This window comes from bacterium (genome assembly GCA_040757115.1).
In the GTDB taxonomy this organism is placed as follows: Bacteria; UBA9089; CG2-30-40-21; order CG2-30-40-21; family SBAY01; genus JBFLXS01.
This window is the reverse complement of sequence record JBFLYA010000053.1, coordinates 1-20,361: the sequence shown is the minus strand read 5'-3', so window position 1 is coordinate 20,361 and position 20,361 is coordinate 1. Positions and strand designations below refer to the sequence as shown.

Genomic DNA, 20,361 nt, shown 5'->3' with positions numbered 1-20,361 from the left:
AGTTAATTTTGCAAAAACCATAAGGTTCGCACTACATTTATCGAATGTCACAGGTTAATTCGTGTCCATTTGTGGCTAATTTCTCTAATTCTCTGTGAACTCTGTGCCTCTGTGGCTGAACGGTTACACATTATTCTCATCTTGATCAACTTGTTGGGGTTTCCTGATCTTTATTGAAATTCGACACCACCTCTCTTCATCCTCTGTAACTTCCTTCTCAAGAGATAGCTACTCTTTTTGACTCTCCAACAGCAGAACCTTTTTGAAAGGCTATCAAGAGGGAGGGGAGAACAGTTCATTCTTAACAAATTTGTTAACTAACAAATTTGTTGACTAACAAATTTGTTGATTAAAATTTTAGTTGACAAAAATTTAATACTGTGGTATAATTCTAATTATATAGGAAACAAAAATGCCTGAACTAAACAACGACACTATTAAAATTATTCAGGATTTAAGAAGTACCTGGGAAATCTTCTATGACAATTTTATAAAAAAACTTTTTGATTTTATAACCCAAGAGAATGACAAAATCTTTTTTCAATATGGAAGAAAAGCCTATTGGATAGATATAGAGAATAAAAATAGGCTTAAATCCTCTTCCTCTATTGTTGAAAAGATTAATAAAACTATAAAGAAAAAGCCTTCTGCATCAAATCTAAAAGGATTTATCGAAGATTGTATCTTAAAGCTTGACGATATTGCCCGCTGCCGTATTCTATGTAATTATAACTCGGATATGGAGAAAATAGATGAAAAGTTAAAGAATAAGTCTGATTTTGACCCTGTCCCTTTTGAATACTGTGAAGATAAGAGAAAAGATAAAAGAATTGAAGCAGGTTTGAGTTTTGAAAAAGGGGCACATCGGGCTATCCATGAGTATTTTAAGATGAAAAGGGATGAAAAGGTGTATTATCTTGAGGTCCAGATTATGACTTCACTGCAAGAGGCGTGGGATATTAAACAGCACATAATTTATGAAGAAATAAGGAAAAATGTAAACCACCCAGAGATTAAATCCATCCAGGACCGTTTTCATGCCTTAAGCGGATTACTGATGATTGCTGACGAATTTGCTGATAAGACCTGGAAGAAGTACATAAAGGAACAAAACCAACATGAAAACTTATAAATATCTTCTTGAATTCTCAAACAAAGACAAAGGATTCTCTTTGGGAATTATAAATGAAAGAAAGGAAGTCAACGACACAAAAATTTTAGACCTTTACTTTCTTCTCCTTAATACGGCTAAGGAACTTGCCCAAAAGCATTCTTTAGAACTTACTACCACCTCATCTACCAGTAAGGAGGCTCAAGAGGTAAAAGATATTGTAGAATATGCCTATAAAGATGGAAGTTTTAATGAAGAGAGATTTAGAAGGCATCTTGAATGGCTCTTTACAAAGAATAGAATTCCTACCTTCCTTATTCGCCTAAGAACCCTTCTTCCCTTTGATGAACTTGTAGGCAGGGAAAATTTGATTTTGGAAATATTGGAATTGCTTAAAGAAAGGCATATTTCTCTCCGTGCTCCAAGGTGTTATGGAAAGACCTCAATACTTAATGCCATCTTTGAAAGACCACCCCAACCTTATCAACCCCTCTTCATCCAGGCAAGAAATCTGCAAGATGTGAGAGCATTCTTAGGGGCAATTGGATACGAAATAAAAAAGGGCAATTCCCTTGAACGTCAAAAACAAAGGGAAGAAATTGAAAAGACATCAAAAGAGGGGTTAGAGAGTATACTACCTTCTCTTTTCCCTCAAGATAAACACTACTTACTCCTGGTTGACGAGTTTGCTGAATTCTTAAGAAATCTTAAAAATAATAATGAACCTCTAAATTTTGACCGGTTCTTTAATCTTTCTAATATAAGATTCATTACGGCAAGTAGTGAAGCAGAGGATAGAATTGCTGGGCAAACCCTTTCTAATTTTGAAAAGATTGATCTTCCTTTGCTTGAAAGACAGGATGCAAATCTACTCCTTGAAGAACTTGCTTACAATTCACAGATAATCCCAAAAAAGGGAGAGATTGAAGAAATATGTAATCTCCTTGAAACCTATGTGCCTTACTTTATTCATATCTTTGTCTATGTGTGGAATGAGGTATATAGAGAGAAAAAAGATGTATGCCCTGAAGAGATATATGAAAGGTTAATAGGTAAAGAGGGCTGGAATCTTTTAAGAGACTTTCAGGATTTACCCAGAAGGTATCCTGGAAGATTGTCATCGGCAGGTTATGCTATGCTTTCTGAAATGGCTAAAGAAGAGATAGAAAAAGGGATGGCAAAGAAGATTTTTAAAGAAAAGACTGGTCTTGAACAAGAGGAGTTTGAAAATATGATTCAATGGCTTATAGATGACCTCTTGATAGAAGAGAAAAATGGCAAATACTCTTTTAAATCAAAATTATTAAGGGACTTCTGGAGGAGGTTTCCTGCAAAATGAGCGAGATCTTGATAAGTCGCTTTCATCCTGCGGTTGAACGAGCCGAAGATTTAGAGTCTATCTTTGTAGGAAGAGAAAGAAAGGATTATGTAGAGGATATAATCAAAGAATTAAAAGAGGAGATAGAGTCGGATAGATACCTTCAGTCCCACCTCTTTTATGGTCCAGCCGGGATAGGAAAAACCTTCCTCCTTTCTATAATCTTTCATCGGATAAAAGAAGATACATCCCTCTCAAAACACTATTTCCCTATCCTGCTTCCAGAGGAGCTCTTTGGCGCAAGAAATGTGGCGGAAATACTCCAAAGAGCCCTTGAGGTGATTATCAATATACCCGGAAGGACGATACAAGATGAAAAAATTCACGAATTTGTCAATAGTAAGATTAAATGGGTTGAAGAGGGTGAGAATAAAGATAAGCGATTCAATCGAGCAAAAAGTGTATTTGAGGAGATAAGAGATAGATTCAGGAAAAGAACGATAATAATGGTAGAGAATCTTGATCGGTTGATTGACTCCTTTGAAAAAAACGAGGTAGATAACTTCCTTTCTCTCCTGCCCCGTTCAAAGAGCCTTAAACTATTGGCTACATCAGCAACCTTTATTGAAATTCTTGGCAAAAGGGATTCTTCTATTTATGGCTATTTTAAAAAACATGAGATTAGTAGGTTCAGCGATAGTGAGTCTTTTGAGCTCATCTCAAGGATTCAAGAGTTTTATGCCAAAGAGTCTCCCCGGCTAATTAAATATCTTCGTTCTCCCCAGGGTGAGAGAAGAATAAGAATCTTCCAGGCAATCTCTTATCTTTCAGGAGGACTGCCAAGAATGATCTTTCCCCTCTTTGAGATTGTTCTCTCTGAATGTGGAAGGATAGATGATGAAAAATCCGCAGAGATTAGATGGCGGTCTTCTTTTGGATTTATGCAGGAGATATTTGAGAAGCTCACCTTAATCTACAGAGAGGCTTTGTGGATTTTACCTCCAAAGGAAAGAAAGATAATAGAGTTATTTGCCGAATCCGAGCAATCCTTGCAACCTAAAGAGATTGAAGAGAAGACCTCCTTTAGTTTAGCCGAGGTTTCCACTTACATCTTGCGGCTGATAAAGAAGGGTTGGCTAAGGAGTGCTACAGAAAGCACAGGGAAGGAAAGATTCTATATCCTCTCTGAACCACTTTTTTCTATCTGGTATAAATGGAGAAAGGGTGGCTCCTGGCAAGAGAAATGGTCATTTGTCATCCCTTTATTTGCCCATATCTTTAGTCATGATGAATTAATTGGGCTTAAGAAAAAGGTGCCAGGTGAACTGGTAGGGCTTTATGAGCAAGCAATCAGATTAAAGGAGAGGTTTATTATTGAAAAGCCATTTCTTGAACCTCTTTCTTATGAAATTGAGCGAGATAAGGAAAGACCTGATTTGGCTAAGGAATGGGTTGATAAGGGAGTTGAACTTGGTACACTTGGTCGTTATGAAGAAGCACTTACCGCCTATGAGAAGGCAATAGAATTAGAGCCTGATGATGCCTGGGCGTGGCGTGGGAAAGGATATGCACTTGGTGAACTTGGTCGTTATGAAGAAGCATTGGTAGCAACTGAGAAGGCAATAGAATTAAAACCTGATATGGCTGAAGCGTGGAATAACAAAGGATGGATACTTGGTAAACTTGGTCGTTATGAAGAAGAACTTGCAGCCTATGAGAAGGCAATAGAATTAAAGCCTGATGATGCCTTCGCGTGGAATAACAAGGGATGTATACTTGGTAATCTTGGTCGTTATGAAGAAGCATTTGTAGCAATTGAGAAGGCAATAAAATTAAAGTCTGATTGTGCCTGGATGTGGTATAACAAAGGATGGATACTTGGTGAACTTGGTCGTTATGAAGAAGCACTTGTAGCCTTTGAAAAGGCAATAGAATTAAAGCCTGATGATGTCTTGGCGTGGCGTAGGAAAGGATATGCACTTGGTGAACTTGGTCGTTATGAAGAAGCACTTGTAGCAATTGAGAAGGCAATAGAATTAAAACCTGATGATGCCTTGGCGTGGTGGAGGAAAGGATATGCACTTGGTGAACTTGGTCGTTATGAAGAAGCACTTGCCGCCTATGAGAAGGCAATAGAATTAGAGCCTGATGAGGCTATAGCGTGGTATAACAAAGGATGTATACTTGATAAGCTTGGTCGTTATGAAGAAGCACTTGCCGCCTTTGAGAAGGCAATAGAATTAAAGCCTGATGATGCTGTAGCGTGGTATAACAAAGGAGAGATACTTGATAAGCTTGGTCGTTATGAAGAAGGCTTTGCGGCTTATAAAGAAGGAATAAGGCTGAAACCTCAGAAATCTTTCTATTCCATAGAGTTTCAACTTGAGAGTAAGAATTATGGTTTAGTAAAGAAGAGATTAGGAGAGATAAGGGCTATGGAGATACCTTCCGATGACATAGATGAGGCATTCATCCTTCTTCTTAAAGACCTGTTTTCTAAAAGCCGATATGAAGAGGCTATTATATTGAAAGATATGCTTAAGGAGCTAAATTGGGAAAAGCTCTGGATGAGGCTTAACATCTTCTTTGTGGCAAATGAAATAGGAGGATATTTAGAAAGAGACGAGCCATTGAAAGCACTAAAAAGACTTGAACGGCTTGAGGCGGTAGAAAGAAAGCTAATAGAAAAATTGTTTGAGGCTAAATACGGCAAAGATTGGCTCAAAGAGGCAAGAGAAAAGATAAAAAAATAGTAACTATTCAGCCACTGATTAACACGGATTGGCACAGATAAATAGCAGAGGACAGAAGGCAGAGGACAGAAGACAGAGGTTAGAGGCGGGTTGTCCCCCGTTGGCGGGATAGGGGGTGGGTTGTCCCCCGCTGGCGGGGGTTAGGGGGTGGAAATTCCCTACACTGGCAGAAAATCAAGAAGGATAGAGGAGAAAAACCCTTCAGCCTAATTACAGACACGGATCTCGGACACGCCTCACAGATTTTTCCGTGTTTCATCCGTGTCCATCTGTGGCTGAATAGTTACGATTTGGTTTATAATTCTTCATCCCCTTCCGGGGTACCCACTTGTGGGTCGTTCGTGGTTTTAAAAGATGTGAGGGAGGTTAATCTAACCGCACAGGTGGAAAAATTCAGGGAGTGAAGTTTTGAGGATGGTTTCCCAAATGTCACTAATTTCCTGCATAAATAGAATCTATAGTCTTGTGTCTGATGTCCAGTGTCTGAATCATAGATAAGGAAGTAGAAGGTCTTGACACAAAATCGAGGTTATGCTATAATATATTAGGTAAAATTTATCAATTTTACCAGATAAAGGAAAACAAAATGGAGAAAAATGAGATAATCAGGGTATTAGAAGACTGGAACTTCTGGAAGAAGGATTTAGCCACAGGATACGAAAGGCCTCACTACCTCAACAGGCTCAAAGGCTTCCTCACCACCTCCCATATCATCGTGATTACTGGTGCAAGGAGGAGTGGAAAGTCTTTTATGATGAGGCAATTGGCCAAGTCCTTGATCAAAGAGGGTGTGGAGAAGAACAGGATACTATTTGTCAACCTTGAAGACCCAAGATTCACTGGGTTGGATGCCAAAAACTTGCAGAAGATATACGAAGTCTATTTGGAGTTCCTAAACCCAAAGCAGAGACCCTATCTCTTCTTAGATGAGGTTCAGGAGGCAAAGGAATGGGAAAAGTGGGTGAGAACAGTTCATGAGTTGAATAAAGCACAACTTATCATATCAGGCTCAAACGCAAAACTGCTGAGTACAGAATTGGCTACTCTACTCACTGGAAGGCATCTGGACCTCACATTATTTCCTCTCTCCTTCAGAGAGTATCTTACATTTTGCGGTATCAATCTCAAAGACAGACTTGACCTCATAAATCAAGAGACCAACATAAAGAGATTACAAAGGGAGTGCTTAGAGTCTGGCTCATTCCCTGAGGTGGTCCTTGCCAAAGAAAGAAGAGAGATTCTGCTTAAGCTTTTTGAGGATATATTAAACAGGGATATCATAAAGAGGTTCAGGATAAGGAAGGGAGAGGAGCTGATGAGCCTCACCAGGTTCTACCTGAGCAACATATCTTCCCTTACAACCTTTAGTTCCTTAGAAAAATTCTTAAAAGTATCAGCAGACACCATTGAGAGATTCTCTGGTTATTTGAGAGAGGCCTATATCCTGTATTTCCTCAAAAGGTTCTCCTTCAGGGTTAAAGAGCAGGAGAAGAGCCCCAGGAAGGTCTATGCCATAGATATAGGTCTTGCCAACACCATCGGCTTCAGATTCTCAGAAAACTTAGGCAGGCTTGCAGAGAATCTTGTCTTTTTGGAGTTAGAAAGAAGGAGATGTGCAAAGCCTAACTTAGAGCTTTATTACTGGAAGGATGTGCATCACAGGGAAGTGGATTTTGTGGTGAAGGAGGATTTTAAGCCAAAAGAGCTCATTTAGGTCTGCTGGGATGTGAACAGCCCCAGGACAAGAAAGAGGGAGGTTTCAGCACTGCTTAAGGCTATGAAGGAGTTGAATCTCAAACAAGGCTTCGTTATCACAGAAGATTATGAGGCAGAAGAGGATGTTGAGGATAAAAAAATAAACTATATTCCATTATGGAAATGGCTTTTAGAGGAGAGTTAATGATATAAGATGGCACACCAACGCAAAGCTATTCCTGAAGATATAAAAGATAGGCTATCGGTTGAGGCAATGCACCGCTGCTGTCTCTGTCCTCAACATGAGAATCTTACCGATATTCACCACATTGTGCCCATAAGTGAAAAAGGACCCAACACCGAAGAGAACCTTATGGTCGTCTGCCCAACCTGCCATGCAAAAATACATCGGATACGAACGATGTATACACCCAGACAGCTTAAAATGTATAAGGAGAGATGGGTTAATCTTTGTGCTCAGGGGCTGCCACTTGAAGAACGGATAAGGAAAGCGCCTGGAATACTCCTACTCAGCCTGCACAATCAAATCCCACCCGAGCCGAATTTTGTGGGTAGGAAAAAGATGCTTACAACCATTACAAAATGGTATAAATCACCGGATGTAAAGATTGGGGCATTAGTCGGCTGGGGTGGGGTAGGAAAATCGGCATTGGTAAGAAAATGGTTTGATTCCCTGAAAGAAAACAACATCCAGCCTGATGGCATATTCTGGTGGGGGTTTTATCGCAACCCTTATCTTGAGCGTTTTCTTAGCGCATTATTTACCTATCTCTCCCAGGATAGATTTAAGCTTGATGACTACAAGACCTCCTGGCAGAAGACCGATAAAATAAAAGAGCTTCTTTTGGAAAGGGAATATCTCATTATCCTGGATGGTCTGGAGGAGATGCAAAAATCACAAACCGGCGAAGAATTTGGTAATCTGCAACACCCAGAGTTTACTGACTTACTCAAATACATTGCTGATGCAGATTTTAGAGGCTTGTGCCTGATAACTACAAGGTTCCCTTTGACTGACATCAAGAATTACCCAAGTTATCAAAGGCTTGAGATAGAGGAATTATCAAAAGAGGATACCCGGCTATTGTTTCAAAGAATTGGGGTAAGAGGAACAGAGGATGAGATAGATGACATCTGGAAAGAATTTAAGGGCCATACCCTGAGCCTTGTTCTCCTGGCAAATTATTTAGGCCCTGGGGGTGATATTAAGAGAGCAAAGGAAATACCGCCCTTCTATTCAGACCAGGAGGCAGGGGGTAAGGCACATAGAATCCTGCGGTGGTATGATAAGCAATTAAATGAAGAACAAAGGAGATTTATGAAGATATTCTCCCTGTTTAGGGGTGCAGTCTCGGAAAGGGAGTTTAAGGAGATATTCCAAACCAGGGTAGATTTTTATTTCCAGAGAATGGTAGATAACCTTTGCCAAAGAAGGCTTATTACCAAAGGCTCTGATAATACCTATACTACCCATCCTTTGATTAAGGGCTACTTTGAGGCGATATTTGATGAAAAGGAAAAGAAGCTAACCCACAAAGCAATCTATGAATACTTTGGAAAAATAGCAAAAGATAAGCCAGAAACCTTAGAAGAAATGCAGCCATTGTTTGAGCAGGTATATCATGGATGTTCTGCCAGGTTTTATGATGAGGTGCGGAAAGATGTCTATTGGGAGAAAATATACAGAAGGGAGGAACTATTTATTATCCATAAACTTGGCGCCTGGGAAACCAATCTATTCCTTGCCAGAACTTTCTTTCCGGACGGAAACCTTTCACAGATGCCGCTGGTAAGCAAGAAGAGCGACCAAGGCTGGCTGTTCAATGAAGCCGGACTATCTCTTCTTGCTACAGGCCGGCCAAAAGAGGCAGAGGAGCTTTTCGTTCGAAAGACAAATATGCAAATCGAAGACAAAGACTGGAAAAACGCCTCTACAGGTTATCGAAACTTGGCTGACCTCCAGTTTCGAGTAGGCAGGCTCAAGGAGGCAGATGAGAGTGCCAAAAAGGCACATGATGCAGCAGAGAAGGCCGGTTCTGAGCAGTATATTGTGGTTTCAAAAGCCTATCTTGCCTGGATACTCCATCTTGCGGGCAAGAATGAGGAAGCAGAAAAGGGGTTTTGGCAGGCAGATGAGCTTGAAGGAAAGCTCAGTGGGTATCGGCTTTACAGTGGATGGGGAATTTTCTATGCTGATTTTCTAATCTCAATCAAGCAGATTGATGAGGCTTTTGAACTTACCAAAGCAAACCTTGAGGTCTGCCAGAGGAATAATTGGCCGGCTCAGATATCGCAATGTCACCGCTGCCTTGGTACCATTGAAAGGATAAAGGGAAACCGCAAGGATGCTGAGGTCCATCTTCAGCAAGCCCTTGAGATTGCAAGAAAGGTTGGCATGCCTTTTCTTGAAATCGAAACCTTGCTTGAGTTGAGCAGGTTGTGGTTGGATATGAAAAGATATAAAGAGGCTATCTCTCAGGCAAACCAAGTCCTGAAGCTATGTGCTCGCACAGGCTTTTTACTCTACGAACCCGATGCAGAGCTAATCTTAGCTAAGGCATATCTGGGGTTAAATGATCTTGACCAGACCAAAATTTTCGCCCAATCCACTTACCAAAAAGCCAGCCAGATGCACTACCACTGGCCCAGGGTTGAGGCTGAGCAACTACTGCGAAATCTGAATCCGTGTTGATTTGTGGGAATAGAAAAAGTGTAGCCCAACATTCTATGTTGGCGGATAGAAATGGGGGATGGACAACCCAGGATAGAATCCTGGGCTACCAAGCTAATGTCAAAATGAGTAACCGTTCAGGTAGGCTGATATCTGGGTGTCTGGGTTACAGACTACCAGACACTTAGACACATTTTTATTCGTCCAATTCGTGAAATTCGTGGTATGTTATACTTTCCTATATCTGGACTTGTAAGCGTTCAGGTGGTGTAACAAAAGGAGATGTGGAGATTAAGGAGATAGGGAGATATTATTAAAAAAATTGAAATTAATAGACTTTCTGGAGAATACAGGCTGCCCTCCTTGGCAGAAATGATTGGAAAGGCAAGTACAGTTTGTTGTCCATGTGGCCCTTCGCCATAAAAAACGGTTCTTTAGATATTATGTGGCTGTTGAAGCTGTAAGGTGCAGATTGCCACTTGATGATGAGCAGTTACATAGAAACTAATAGAAATTTATGGAAATTTGTTGTTTTCCACAATCAATTTCTACCTATTTCTATAAATTTCAATCTATATTCTATTATCTTATCTCCATATCACTCTTATCTCCTTATCCCCTTTCTTACACTTTTGATATATAGCCTGAACGGTTAGAAAAATCCTTGACTTTTTTGTCAAGTTCTGTTAAAATTATCTCAACAGGAAAGAAAAAAATATACAAAATTGTCTTTAAGGAGAGAGCCTATGAATCGGGAGTTGGTTGAAGATTACATCTTAGAATATACCAAAAGACCTATTCCGCCTTTGATAGAAAGGGAGCTAATGATAACAGAAACAGAAAGAATAATCTCTATCATCGGACCAAGAAGGGCAGGAAAAACATATTACTTCTATCAGTTAATGAAAGACAAGAAAGAAGAAGCCCTTTATCTAAACTTTGAAGATACAAGATTAACAGATGTCAATTTCAAGGAAATAAGGGATTTAATAAGAACTTATAAAGAACTTACCGCAAGAGAACCAAAGTATTTATTCTTTGATGAGATTCAAAATATTCAAAATTGGGAACTTGCGGTAAGAGAAATCCTGGATACCCAAAGATACAAAATCTTTATTACCGGCTCTTCTTCAAAACTACTGGCTTATGAAATTGCTACCTCTTTAAGGGGAAGGACATTCAGATATTTGCTTCTTCCTTTTAGTTTTTCTGAATTTTTAAGAGCAGAAGGAATTTCTTTAGTAGGCTCTCTTTCAAAGGAGGAAAGAGCAGAAATAAGGGGTAAATTGCGAAGATATTTAGAATTTGGAGGTTTCCCAGAGATAATTAAAGAAAAAGAGAAGGAGCGGATATTAAAAGAGTTTTATGAACTCATCCTTTTCCGTGACCTGGTGGAAAGGCATAAATTAAAAAATATCGCTCTGGCAAGATTCCTCCTTTCATTCTTTGCCCAAAATCTTTCTTGTGAAATCAGCATAAATAAAATCTTTAGCTTCTTAAAATCACAAGGAAAGAGGATTGGAAAAAATACCTTATATGATTATTGCGAAAAGATTCAAGATTCAGTAAGTGTATTCTTTCTCTTGAGGTATTCAGAAAAGATATATGAGAAAGAAGCCTGGCCGAAAAAGGTCTATCTCTGCGACACAGGCATCTCAAAGGTTGTCCGATTCCAGGAAGACATCGGAAGATTAATGGAAAATTGTGTGTTTTTAGAGCTATTAAGAAGACAGAATGAAAGACCATTGATTGAGTTCTATTATTACAAAGATGCAAGGGGGAAAGAGATAGATTTTGTTCTAAAAGAAAAGACAAAGATAGAAGAGTTAATCCAGGTCTGTTATAAAATAGAAGAGATTAAAACAAAAGAAAGGGAGTTTAAATCTTTAATTCTGGGAGCTGAAAGATTAAATTGCAAAAACTTAACTGTAATTACCTGGGATGTAGAGGCAAAAGAAGAATTTAAAGGTTTTTGGATTAACCTTATTCCCCTTACAAAATGGTTGATGGGATAAGATTGATGATTTTCTTACCAAGGGTAAGGTTTGATGAAAAAGCAAAAGATAGAAATTAGCCATAGTCAGAATATTGAGGTTATTCAGGCAGGTAGGGATGTGCATATTCACAAAGAAGATAAAAAACCATCTAAAAGAATGGAAAAATTAACCCCCAGATATTGCCAGTTCATCAGGGATAAATACAAGACTATACCTTGCCTTGATGAAAATATCAGCTTGACGATGGAGAATTATATCCCCCTCCAATTAGGCCAAGAAAGAGAAGAAAAGCCTACCAAGAGAGAGCTATTAGAATCTAAAGAATTAGGCGAGGATGTAGATTTCAAGGTATGGCGAGAGATACACTCTTCTTCCGAAAGACATTCTTTAGTGGTCGTAGACATCTGGAAAGCCATCCAAAATAAGAAGATTGTAGTCAAGGGAGACCCAGGCTCAGGAAAGACTACCCTTACTCACTATATCGCCTATTCTTTAGTCACCAACAAGAGAGAGCGTAAAATAAAACAGGATTTGATTCCTCTATTGATAGATTTGAAGGATTGGGCAGATAAAGGAGATTCCCTTCCTGGGTATTATGCGAAATATGCCTTAAAAAACAGCGGTTTTGAAGAGGAGATTGAATCCTTAATAAAAGATTGGCTTAAGAAGGGTAGATGTATCATCCTTTGTGATGGCTTGGATGAGGTAACCCAGAATAGGCAATCTATCATCCAAGCCTTGCAAAACACAAGCTCTGGGGAGTATAGAAACTGCCCTCTTTTAGTAACCACCCGAATTGCCGGATACAATAATGAATTGTCAGGCTGGCAACATTATGAGGTAATGCCTTTAAATAAAGAAAATATCTCCTCTTATGCAGAGGATTATCTTAAGGATGAATCTAGCTTTCTCTCTGCCTTAGAGAAGACACCCCAGATGATTCCCCTTTCTAAGAACCCATTGCTTTTACAGATACTCTGCTTTGTCTTTAACAGACAAAACCTCAAGCTACCTGCTGGCCGGATTGAGTTATATAAAAAGGCAGTCCATAATTTGCTGAATTTGAGAGAACCCAAGATTCCCCTTTCTATTAAAGAAAGTGTGTTAGAAAAGATAGCCTCTTATTTCCTTGAGAAAAAAGAGATATTTGAAGAGGCTGATTTAAGGGAGATTATAAAAACCTTTCTAATGAATAAGAAAGAGGATTACAATGCCGATGATGTATTAAAAGAGATTAGAGAAAAGAGTGGTCTTTTATGTTCACTTGGCGAAGGGCAATATATCTTCCTCCACCTTACCTTTCAGGAATATTTAGCCGCTTGCTGGATTGTAAGGGAAAAAGAAGAGCCGGCTTTGCTTCTTGAGCCTATACTCTTTAATCCAAGGTTTAGAGAGGTAATAAGACTTATTGCTGGTAAGCTTAAAGAGCCAAAGGATTTTATTGAATTCATCTTAGAACAAAAACCACTCTATTATGATGTTTTCCACCAACCCCTACTTTTGGCAGGTCTTTGCCTCTCTGATATTCCTGAGATAGATTCCTCGTTAGAAAAGAAGATACTGGATGACCTTTGGGAGTTGTGGAAGGAGCCAGAATTTTACCCTCTCTATGATGAGATTGAGAGGGTATTTGCTTCTTTAGTTGGAACAAAGAAGGCAGATGCGATAATTAACAATTTCCTTGAGGCACTCAAGGATAGAAACCCGTTGTTTGTGCATTTTCATGCAGTCAAGGCATTGGGCAACTTAGGTCATGCAGACGATGAAGTCATCAATGCTCTCCTTGAGGTACTCAAGGATAAGGATATAGATTGGTATGTGCGTCGTGAGGCAGTCAAGGCACTGGGCAACTTAGGTCATGCAAATGAGAAAGTTATCAACGCCATCCTTGAAGCACTCAAGGATAAAGGTGGAGCCTGGAATGTGCATAGTGATGCAGCCGAGGCACTGGGCAGATTAGGTTGTGTAGATAAAAAGCTCATCAATGCACTCCTTGAAGCACTTAAGGATGAAGACCCGGATGTGCGTCTTCATGCAGCTGAGGCACTGGGGAGATTAGGTTGTGTAGATAAAAAGCTCATCAATGCATACCTTAAGGAACTCAAGGATAAAAAAGAATGGCATGTGCGTAGTAATGCAGCCAAGGTACTGGGCAGATTAGGTTATGTAGATGAAAAGGTCATCAATGCACTCCTTAAGGCACTTAAGGATGAAGAAGGGTATGTGCGTGAGAACGCAGCCGAGGCACTGGGCAGATTAGGTCATGCAGATGATAAAGTCATTAATGCTCTCCTTGAGGTACTTAAGGGTAAATACAAGCTTGTGCGTCTTTATGCAGCCAAGGCACTGGGCAACTTAGGTCGTGCAGATGATAAAGTCATTAATGCTCTCCTTGAGGCACTGGAGGATGAAAGAGAGAATGTGCGTGGTAATGTAGCCCAGGCACTGGGCAGATTAGGTCATGCAGATGATGAAGTCATCAATGCACTCCTTAAGGCAATAGAGGATAAACACGAGTTTGTGCGTAGTAATGCAGCCGAGGCACTGGGCAACTTAGGTTGTGCAGATGATAAGGTTATCAATGCACTCCTTGAGGCACTCAAGGATAAAGACTGGTATGTGCGTAGTAATGCAGCCGAGGCACTGGGCAATTTAGGTCGTGCAGATGATAAGGTCATCAATGCACTCCTTGAGGCACTCAAGGATAAAGACAACAATGTAAAAAATTCTGCCTACGAATCCCTTAAGAAATTAGTAGAGAAGGAGCCAGGCGAAAGCAGAATTATACTCCCTCAGGAAGCCATCTCAAAAGACTCAATACTCAATTTATTAACCGAAATCCAACAAAATATAGAGCGCTATTCTGCAAAAGAACTGGAATACTTACCTGCAAGCTGTGACTACTTTGGCACCTTTAACCGCCATGGGATGAGCCACTCACTTAAAGTCAAAGAATTAATGGATGAAATAGTAAACCCCGCACCCCGTCCTAAAGGACGAGGCATTCTTAATGATGTTTCAATTGCACCCCTACATCCCCGCCCTGAAGGGCGAGGCATTACGGGGTGCGGGGTAAAAGACAAAAACCTCTTGAATGAATATGAATACTTCTTACTTAAGGCAGCTTCCTATCTCCACGATATTGGACTTGTCCCTGAAAATGGTGAGGATTATAAAAATAAAGAAACAGCGCAAAAAGCGCGAAAAGAACATAACAGGAGAAGTTATGAGAAGATAATGAAGGAGTGGAGAGAAATTGGACTTTCTGATGAGTCTATGGCTAATCAAATTGCCATAATTTGTCGTGCCCATCCTAAGAAAGAATCCCTGGATGAGCTACAAGATGCCCAGTATACATTTGCGGGTAATTCCTATAAGGTAAGACTCCAATTATTAGCAGCTATCTTAAGATTGGCAGATGCCTTAGATGCAGATAAAGACCGTATTCCACCTGAATATATCCGGAAAAACAAAAAGATTAGTAAGAAAGATGTGGAGGAGTATTATAAGCACGAAATAGTAAAAGACATAAAGATTGAGCCTAACAAAAAGACCATCTTCCTAAGTATTGTAAGACCTAATACTTCTCGGGCACAAGAGATAGAGGAATTATTAAAGGCTTCGCTTGAGGCAGAACTAAATTCAGTGAAGAATATTTTATTTAAGTATAACCTCTATCTTGAAAACCTCAAACTGGATGTAACCACAGACCCTTATCAGAAAGATATATAGGGGTTCTTAGTCAAAAGTTTTCATCCTGCGGTGCTGTCATGCTGAACTTGTTTCAGCATCCCTGCAGAGATTCCGAAACGAGTTCGGAATGACAGAACAAATTGTTGAGGACTTTTGGTTAATAGATGCTATAGAGAAGAAAAAAGTACATGAAACACATCTTTATTACCGGCAAACCGAAATCAGGTAAGACCACCCTTTTTAAAGAGTTAATCCCTTATTTGAAAGATGGGGGTGGATTTTATACCCAGGAAGTCCTTTACCAAGATAAGCGCCTAGGTTTTGAAATTATCACCCTGGATGGAAGAAGGAGTTTATTAGCCAGGAAAGGATTAAAGTCACCATTTAAGCTGGGAAGCTATGGAGTAAATGTAGCGAACTTAGATGAGATTGGTGTAGCGGCAATAGAGGAAGCAATAGAGAACAAAAAGATTATTGTGATTGATGAGATTGGGAAAATGGAATTATGCTCAGAGAGATTTAAAGAAGTAGTGCTTAAAGCCCTGGATAGTGGTAAATCTCTCCTGGGGACAATCCCCAAGGCAAATCTTCCATTTTGGGAGAGAATTAAAAAGAGGGATGATGTCTTAATCTTAGAGTTAACTTCAGAAAATAGAGGGGAAGTCTTCAAAACCATAAAAGGTATTATCGACTCCTTGAGAAGATAAAGGATAAACTCCGAATAAAGCCTAAGGAAATCCAGAACAGGCAAAATCCCTTGCTCAATCATCCTATGAAAAAGCAAAGGTAATGTTCTACTGCATATTTGATTGAAATTTAGAGAATTTAAATGGGTTAAATTTTTTAAGGAGTTTAGCAAATTATTATGAAATCTGAAACCGTTGTTTTGTTAATTAATCCCTGGATATACGATTTTTCTGCTTATGATTTATGGAGTAAGCCATTAGGACTTCTTTATTTAGGAAGCCTTTTTAAAAATGCTGGCTACAAGGTAAAGCTAATTGATTGCTTAGACCACTTTCATCCGGAACTACCAGAGGAACCCGAGAAGAAACTATATGGTTGTGGACACTACTATTGGGAAGATGTAGAAAAACCTCCAGTCTATAAACATATTCCTCGTAAATACAAAAGATATGGATACCCTCTTGCTCTGTTTAAAAAAGAACTTAAGAACTTAAAATCACCACCCCAGGCTATCTTAATCACCTCAATTATGACCTATTGGTATCCTGGTGTATTTAAGGCAATAGAAATCATACGAGATTATTTTAAAGATGTGCCCATAATCCTGGGAGGGATATATGCCACCCTTTGTTATGAACATGCCTTAAAATACTCAGAGGCAGATTATGTTATTCGCTATGGACAAGGGAGAGAAATATTAAGATTAGTTGATGAAATCGTGGGAAATAAGAGAAGTGATTATCGCCAATTCCCTCAAACCTTCCTTGAATATCCTTATCCCGCTTATGAGTTATTGAGGGAAAGAAGATATATTTGTCTGCTTACTTCTTATGGATGTCCTTTTAGGTGTAGTTATTGTGCCAGTTGGTTACTGGAATCAAAATTTTTACAACGCCAACCCCAAGGGGTAGTGGAAGAGATTAATTATTGGCATAAGAAATTTGGGGTAAAGAATTTTGCCTTTTATGATAATGCCTTGCTGGTAGATGCTGAAAATCACCTTTGTTTAATATTAGAAGAAATAATAAGAAGAGAAATAAAGTGCTTTTTCCATACCCCAAATGGACTTCATATTAGATTTATCTCTTGGGAAGTAGCAGATTTACTCTTTAAGGCAAATTTCAAGACTATTCGACTAAGTTTAGAAACAACAAATTCCAGACGCCAACAAATAAGTGGTGGAAAGGTAAGTAATTTAGAGTTTAAGCAGGCAATAACTAACCTCCTTAATGCAGGATATAATAAAAAAGATATAGGTGTGTATATTATGTGTGGTTTACCTGGTCAGGATGAAGATGAAGTAGAAGCGGGAATTATCTTTCTGCGTAACTTAGGGGTTAAGATAAAGTTAGTAGAATATTCACCTATCCCTGGCACAAAGGAATGGGAGAAAGGGGTAAGGGAATTTGGATTTGACCCTATCGCAGACCCTTTACTCCACAATAATTCTGCCTTACCATTTTTATCCAGAGAAAGATATAACCGATTAAAGAACTTATGTGTAGGGGAATGAAAAAATTTGAGATAAAACCGGTATATAAGTGGCTATTGATAAACCGAATCTGTTCACAAAAGGATGCCAAAGTGTGGTAAATGAAATACATTTTAAAGGTAAAAGGGCGATTTTTCTTATTTTGTAGAAGTCTAAAGTATAGGGAGGTATTTAAAAATGGGAGTAAATTTTGTAATTATGGTAGAAAATTTAGCAAATAGAACGCAAGAAGAGATAAACAAAAAGTTTGGTGGAGATTTTATAGATAAATTCTATCCAGAGTGGGCACTCTTTACACATAAAGGGATGAATTATGCTAAATGGTCGTCTCCACCAAGATTTTTTGTAAAAGAGGAAGAAGGTGAAAGAGAAAGATGGGAGGCATTGCGCAAGTATCTTGTGAGGGTGAAAGAATTTTTTGGAAATGGTAAGGTGATGTTGACCAATGATGTCTGCTGGTGGGGACTACCTTCAGAAGAGGAAGAAGAACCAGGCTATTATCTCCCTGGGGAATTGAATAGAGAAGATTTGAAAGAACCGGATTACGAAAAATACCCCGAGCTGAAAGGAATAAAAGAATTAGAAGGATTGACCTGGTAGGCGTATAAGGATGAAAACAACGCACAGATAATACGAATACGATAGCCCAGGGAAACCTACAGGAGGTACAAATTCCTTGCCCAGTCGGCATACAAGAAAGCAAAAAGTATGGGCTACTATTGACCAGAAAAGGATTTTAAAAAAGGATTAATTTAAACCATGACTTGTGTTTTTATTGGGACTTCAGGATGGAGTTATAACCATTGGGAGGGAAGATTTTATCCTTCCGGGCTTCCTTCCAAAGAGAGGTTTTCATTCTATGCCAGCAAATTTCAGACTGTAGAGGTCAATGCCTCTTTTTACCGCCTGCCATTTGAGGGAATGATTAAAGGATGGTATAAAAGGAGCCCAGTCGGATTTCAGTTTGCGCTAAAGGCACCAAGAAGGATTACCCATCTCCTAAAATTAGTGGATTGTAGGGAATTCCTCAAGGTCTTCTTAGAGCGAATTAAAGGGCTTTCTGAGAAATTAGGGGTAATCCTTTATCAATTGCCACCCTCTTTAAAGAAGGATATCCCAAGATTAGAGGCATTTATCGCTCAACTTCCCTCTGGTTTTCGCTATGCTATAGAATTTCGGGATAATTCCTGGGTAGATGAAGCAACCTTTAATTTGCTAAGGAAAAATGGGATTGCTTACTGCATTGTTAGTGCGCCAAAGCTTATCACCCATTTAGAATCTACCACAGATTTTGTTTATCTGCGTTTTCATGGGATAAGTGATTGGTATCGTTATGATTACTCAAAGGATGAGCTTGCCTACTTTGCAGAAAGCATTAAGGACTTTGTGAAACAAGAACTGGATGTGTATTGCTATTTCAATAATGACTTTGATGCTTATGCGGTTAAGAATGCAAAGGAACTGATGGAGTTAGTTGGCTAAAATGGATACTATCTTATAAGAGGCATTTATTTTACCTTGCCTTTTCTTGGATTACTTTGTATAATAATAAATAGAAAGGTCTTGGATAAAAGGTTAAGGTTAGCCCCTGATTTAACCTTAATCGTTACCCACAATAATTAACAATTAGCAATTTTAATGTTTGAATTTGACGAAAAATGGTTAATTGTTAATGGTTAATTAAGATTGGGTTGGAAGAAAAGGAGGTGTCAAATGCATTTAAAGGAGAAGATAGGAAAGAAGTTTGTAGTTACCACCGAACTTGGGGGAACCAATGGAACAGATGTAGCCAAATCGTTAGAAGATGTTAAATCTTACCTGCCCATTGATGGTTTGAATGTTATCGATTGTGCCTCAGCTCGCCTGAGAATCAATTCTTTTGCATTAGCTCATCTTATCCAATCAGAATTCCCCAATTTGGATGTTATCCCTCATTTTACTTGTAGAGACAGAAGTATTTTGGGAATGCAGGCAGACCTTTTAGGGGCATACAGCCTGGGGATAAAATATATTTTAGCTACTACTGGCGATCCCCCTAAAGAGGGTCCTTATAAGGATTCTAAAGCGGTATATAACCTTACCTCAATCGAGTTGATTAAAATGATTAGTAACCTCAATCAAGGATTAGATTATAATGGTGAAGCGATTAAAGGTCAGAGTGAATTCTTTATCAGCGCAGTAGCTTCACCTGAAGCTCTTAATCTGAAGCAGGTAATTGAAAGAATGAAACAAAAAATTGATGCAGGGGCAAATTTTTTTCAAACCCAACCAGTATATGATGTAGGAAAGGCTAAGGAATTTCTAAATAAAGCTAAAAATCTGGGAGTACCTATTCTTTTAGGTATTATGCCTCTAAAGGGTTTGAAAATGGCTCAGTATATGAATGAAAAAGTAGCTGGCATTCATATACCTGAAGAGGTAATGGATAAACTTAAAGCAGGTGTGAAGGGAGTAGAGATAGCTAAAGAGTCTGTGAAAGAAATTTATGGCTCAGAGGGACTATCTGGTATTCATATTATGGCACTTGGGGACATAATGGCAACTAATGAGATTATTGAGTATGTAAGAAAGCTTTAGCCGATTCTTTAATAAATAATCTGTGAAATCCGTGGATAAGAAATACCGCTTTCCCACAATGTTTTGAGTGGATATGAGCTAATTGATAAATTTGCTACATTGGTGGTGATAAAATGGAGGGAAAAGAAAATAAAGAGGAAGATATGGAGTTTCCAGTAAGGGGAAGTATTTTAGAATGCCCTAAGTGCAAGAGAAAGATACTTGTAGAAAGGGCACTGTTTGGAATAGACCATACCTTATCTCTTAGCGTTACCTGCTGGGATTGTCTAAATAAAGACCAGCAGGAATGGGCTAATAAGAGATATGGACTTGATGAGAAACACTCATGAACCTGCGGCTCACAAAG

Annotated in this window: 15 protein-coding genes; all 15 read left to right on the top strand. The window is 39.0% G+C overall.

What is annotated here, in order from left to right; all coding sequences use genetic code 11:
• The first annotated feature begins 412 nt into the window (after nt 1-412).
• Nucleotides 413-1,132, top strand: coding sequence for a hypothetical protein (locus AB1422_06410; GenBank protein ID MEW6618967.1), 720 nt, complete (start codon nt 413-415; stop codon nt 1,130-1,132).
• Nucleotides 1,119-2,450: a hypothetical protein gene (locus AB1422_06405; protein ID MEW6618966.1), complete on the top strand. Its 1,332-nt coding sequence runs from the start codon at nt 1,119-1,121 to the stop codon at nt 2,448-2,450. The genes AB1422_06410 and AB1422_06405 overlap by 14 nt, the downstream gene beginning before the upstream one ends.
• On the top strand, nt 2,447-5,182 hold the full coding sequence (locus tag AB1422_06400; protein MEW6618965.1) for a tetratricopeptide repeat protein: 2,736 nt from the start codon (nt 2,447-2,449) through the stop codon (nt 5,180-5,182). Before AB1422_06405 ends, AB1422_06400 begins: the two co-directional genes overlap by 4 nt.
• A 586-nt stretch (nt 5,183-5,768) precedes the next feature.
• Nucleotides 5,769-6,896 carry an ATP-binding protein gene (locus AB1422_06395; GenBank protein ID MEW6618964.1) on the top strand — a complete coding sequence of 376 codons (1,128 nt, stop codon included), beginning with the start codon at nt 5,769-5,771 and terminating at the stop codon, nt 6,894-6,896.
• A gap of 63 nt (nt 6,897-6,959) precedes the next feature.
• Nucleotides 6,960-7,082 (top strand): hypothetical protein, encoded by a 123-nt coding sequence (locus AB1422_06390; GenBank protein MEW6618963.1) that lies wholly within the window; start codon nt 6,960-6,962, stop codon nt 7,080-7,082.
• A 9-nt stretch (nt 7,083-7,091) separates the two neighbouring features.
• Entirely contained in the window at nt 7,092-9,590 is a 2,499-nt protein-coding gene (locus tag AB1422_06385; protein ID MEW6618962.1) for a tetratricopeptide repeat protein, read from the top strand.
• Between the two features lie 496 nt (nt 9,591-10,086).
• The gene (locus tag AB1422_06380; protein ID MEW6618961.1) at nt 10,087-10,212 is read left to right on the top strand and encodes a hypothetical protein; all 126 of its coding nucleotides are present in this window, start codon (nt 10,087-10,089) and stop codon (nt 10,210-10,212) included.
• 103 nt (nt 10,213-10,315) lie between these two features.
• Nucleotides 10,316-11,584, top strand: a complete 1,269-nt coding sequence (locus AB1422_06375; GenBank protein MEW6618960.1) for an ATP-binding protein — start codon at nt 10,316-10,318, stop codon at nt 11,582-11,584.
• Nucleotides 11,585-11,617: 33 nt separating this feature from the next.
• Nucleotides 11,618-15,298, top strand: a complete 3,681-nt coding sequence (locus AB1422_06370) for a HEAT repeat domain-containing protein (protein MEW6618959.1) — start codon at nt 11,618-11,620, stop codon at nt 15,296-15,298.
• Nucleotides 15,299-15,447: 149 nt separating this feature from the next.
• Nucleotides 15,448-15,966 carry an NTPase gene (locus AB1422_06365; GenBank protein MEW6618958.1) on the top strand — a complete coding sequence of 173 codons (519 nt, stop codon included), beginning with the start codon at nt 15,448-15,450 and terminating at the stop codon, nt 15,964-15,966.
• 158 nt (nt 15,967-16,124) lie between these two features.
• Nucleotides 16,125-17,459, top strand: coding sequence for a radical SAM protein (locus AB1422_06360; protein ID MEW6618957.1), 1,335 nt, complete (start codon nt 16,125-16,127; stop codon nt 17,457-17,459).
• Nucleotides 17,460-17,615: 156 nt separating this feature from the next.
• Nucleotides 17,616-18,038 (top strand): hypothetical protein, encoded by a 423-nt coding sequence (locus tag AB1422_06355; GenBank protein ID MEW6618956.1) that lies wholly within the window; start codon nt 17,616-17,618, stop codon nt 18,036-18,038.
• Between the two features lie 159 nt (nt 18,039-18,197).
• Nucleotides 18,198-18,920, top strand: coding sequence for a DUF72 domain-containing protein (locus AB1422_06350; protein MEW6618955.1), 723 nt, complete (start codon nt 18,198-18,200; stop codon nt 18,918-18,920).
• Nucleotides 18,921-19,151: 231 nt separating this feature from the next.
• Nucleotides 19,152-20,015, top strand: coding sequence for a methylenetetrahydrofolate reductase (locus AB1422_06345; protein ID MEW6618954.1), 864 nt, complete (start codon nt 19,152-19,154; stop codon nt 20,013-20,015).
• A gap of 113 nt (nt 20,016-20,128) precedes the next feature.
• On the top strand, nt 20,129-20,344 hold the full coding sequence (locus AB1422_06340; protein ID MEW6618953.1) for a hypothetical protein: 216 nt from the start codon (nt 20,129-20,131) through the stop codon (nt 20,342-20,344).
• Nucleotides 20,345-20,361: the final 17 nt, after the last annotated feature.

Bases quoted from the DNA above. Each gene is read 5' to 3' on its own strand.
- AB1422_06410 (MEW6618967.1), top strand. From the start codon at position 413: ATGCCTGAACTAAACAACGACACTATTAAAATTATTCAGGATTTAAGA.
- AB1422_06405 (MEW6618966.1), top strand. From the start codon at position 1,119: ATGAAAACTTATAAATATCTTCTTGAATTCTCAAACAAAGACAAAGGA.
- AB1422_06400 (MEW6618965.1), top strand. From the start codon at position 2,447: ATGAGCGAGATCTTGATAAGTCGCTTTCATCCTGCGGTTGAACGAGCC.
- AB1422_06395 (MEW6618964.1), top strand. From the start codon at position 5,769: ATGGAGAAAAATGAGATAATCAGGGTATTAGAAGACTGGAACTTCTGG.
- AB1422_06390 (MEW6618963.1), top strand. From the start codon at position 6,960: ATGAAGGAGTTGAATCTCAAACAAGGCTTCGTTATCACAGAAGATTAT.
- AB1422_06385 (MEW6618962.1), top strand. From the start codon at position 7,092: ATGGCACACCAACGCAAAGCTATTCCTGAAGATATAAAAGATAGGCTA.
- AB1422_06380 (MEW6618961.1), top strand. From the start codon at position 10,087: ATGGAAATTTGTTGTTTTCCACAATCAATTTCTACCTATTTCTATAAA.
- AB1422_06375 (MEW6618960.1), top strand. From the start codon at position 10,316: ATGAATCGGGAGTTGGTTGAAGATTACATCTTAGAATATACCAAAAGA.
- AB1422_06370 (MEW6618959.1), top strand. From the start codon at position 11,618: ATGAAAAAGCAAAAGATAGAAATTAGCCATAGTCAGAATATTGAGGTT.
- AB1422_06365 (MEW6618958.1), top strand. From the start codon at position 15,448: ATGAAACACATCTTTATTACCGGCAAACCGAAATCAGGTAAGACCACC.
- AB1422_06360 (MEW6618957.1), top strand. From the start codon at position 16,125: ATGAAATCTGAAACCGTTGTTTTGTTAATTAATCCCTGGATATACGAT.
- AB1422_06355 (MEW6618956.1), top strand. From the start codon at position 17,616: ATGGGAGTAAATTTTGTAATTATGGTAGAAAATTTAGCAAATAGAACG.
- AB1422_06350 (MEW6618955.1), top strand. From the start codon at position 18,198: ATGACTTGTGTTTTTATTGGGACTTCAGGATGGAGTTATAACCATTGG.
- AB1422_06345 (MEW6618954.1), top strand. From the start codon at position 19,152: ATGCATTTAAAGGAGAAGATAGGAAAGAAGTTTGTAGTTACCACCGAA.
- AB1422_06340 (MEW6618953.1), top strand. From the start codon at position 20,129: ATGGAGGGAAAAGAAAATAAAGAGGAAGATATGGAGTTTCCAGTAAGG.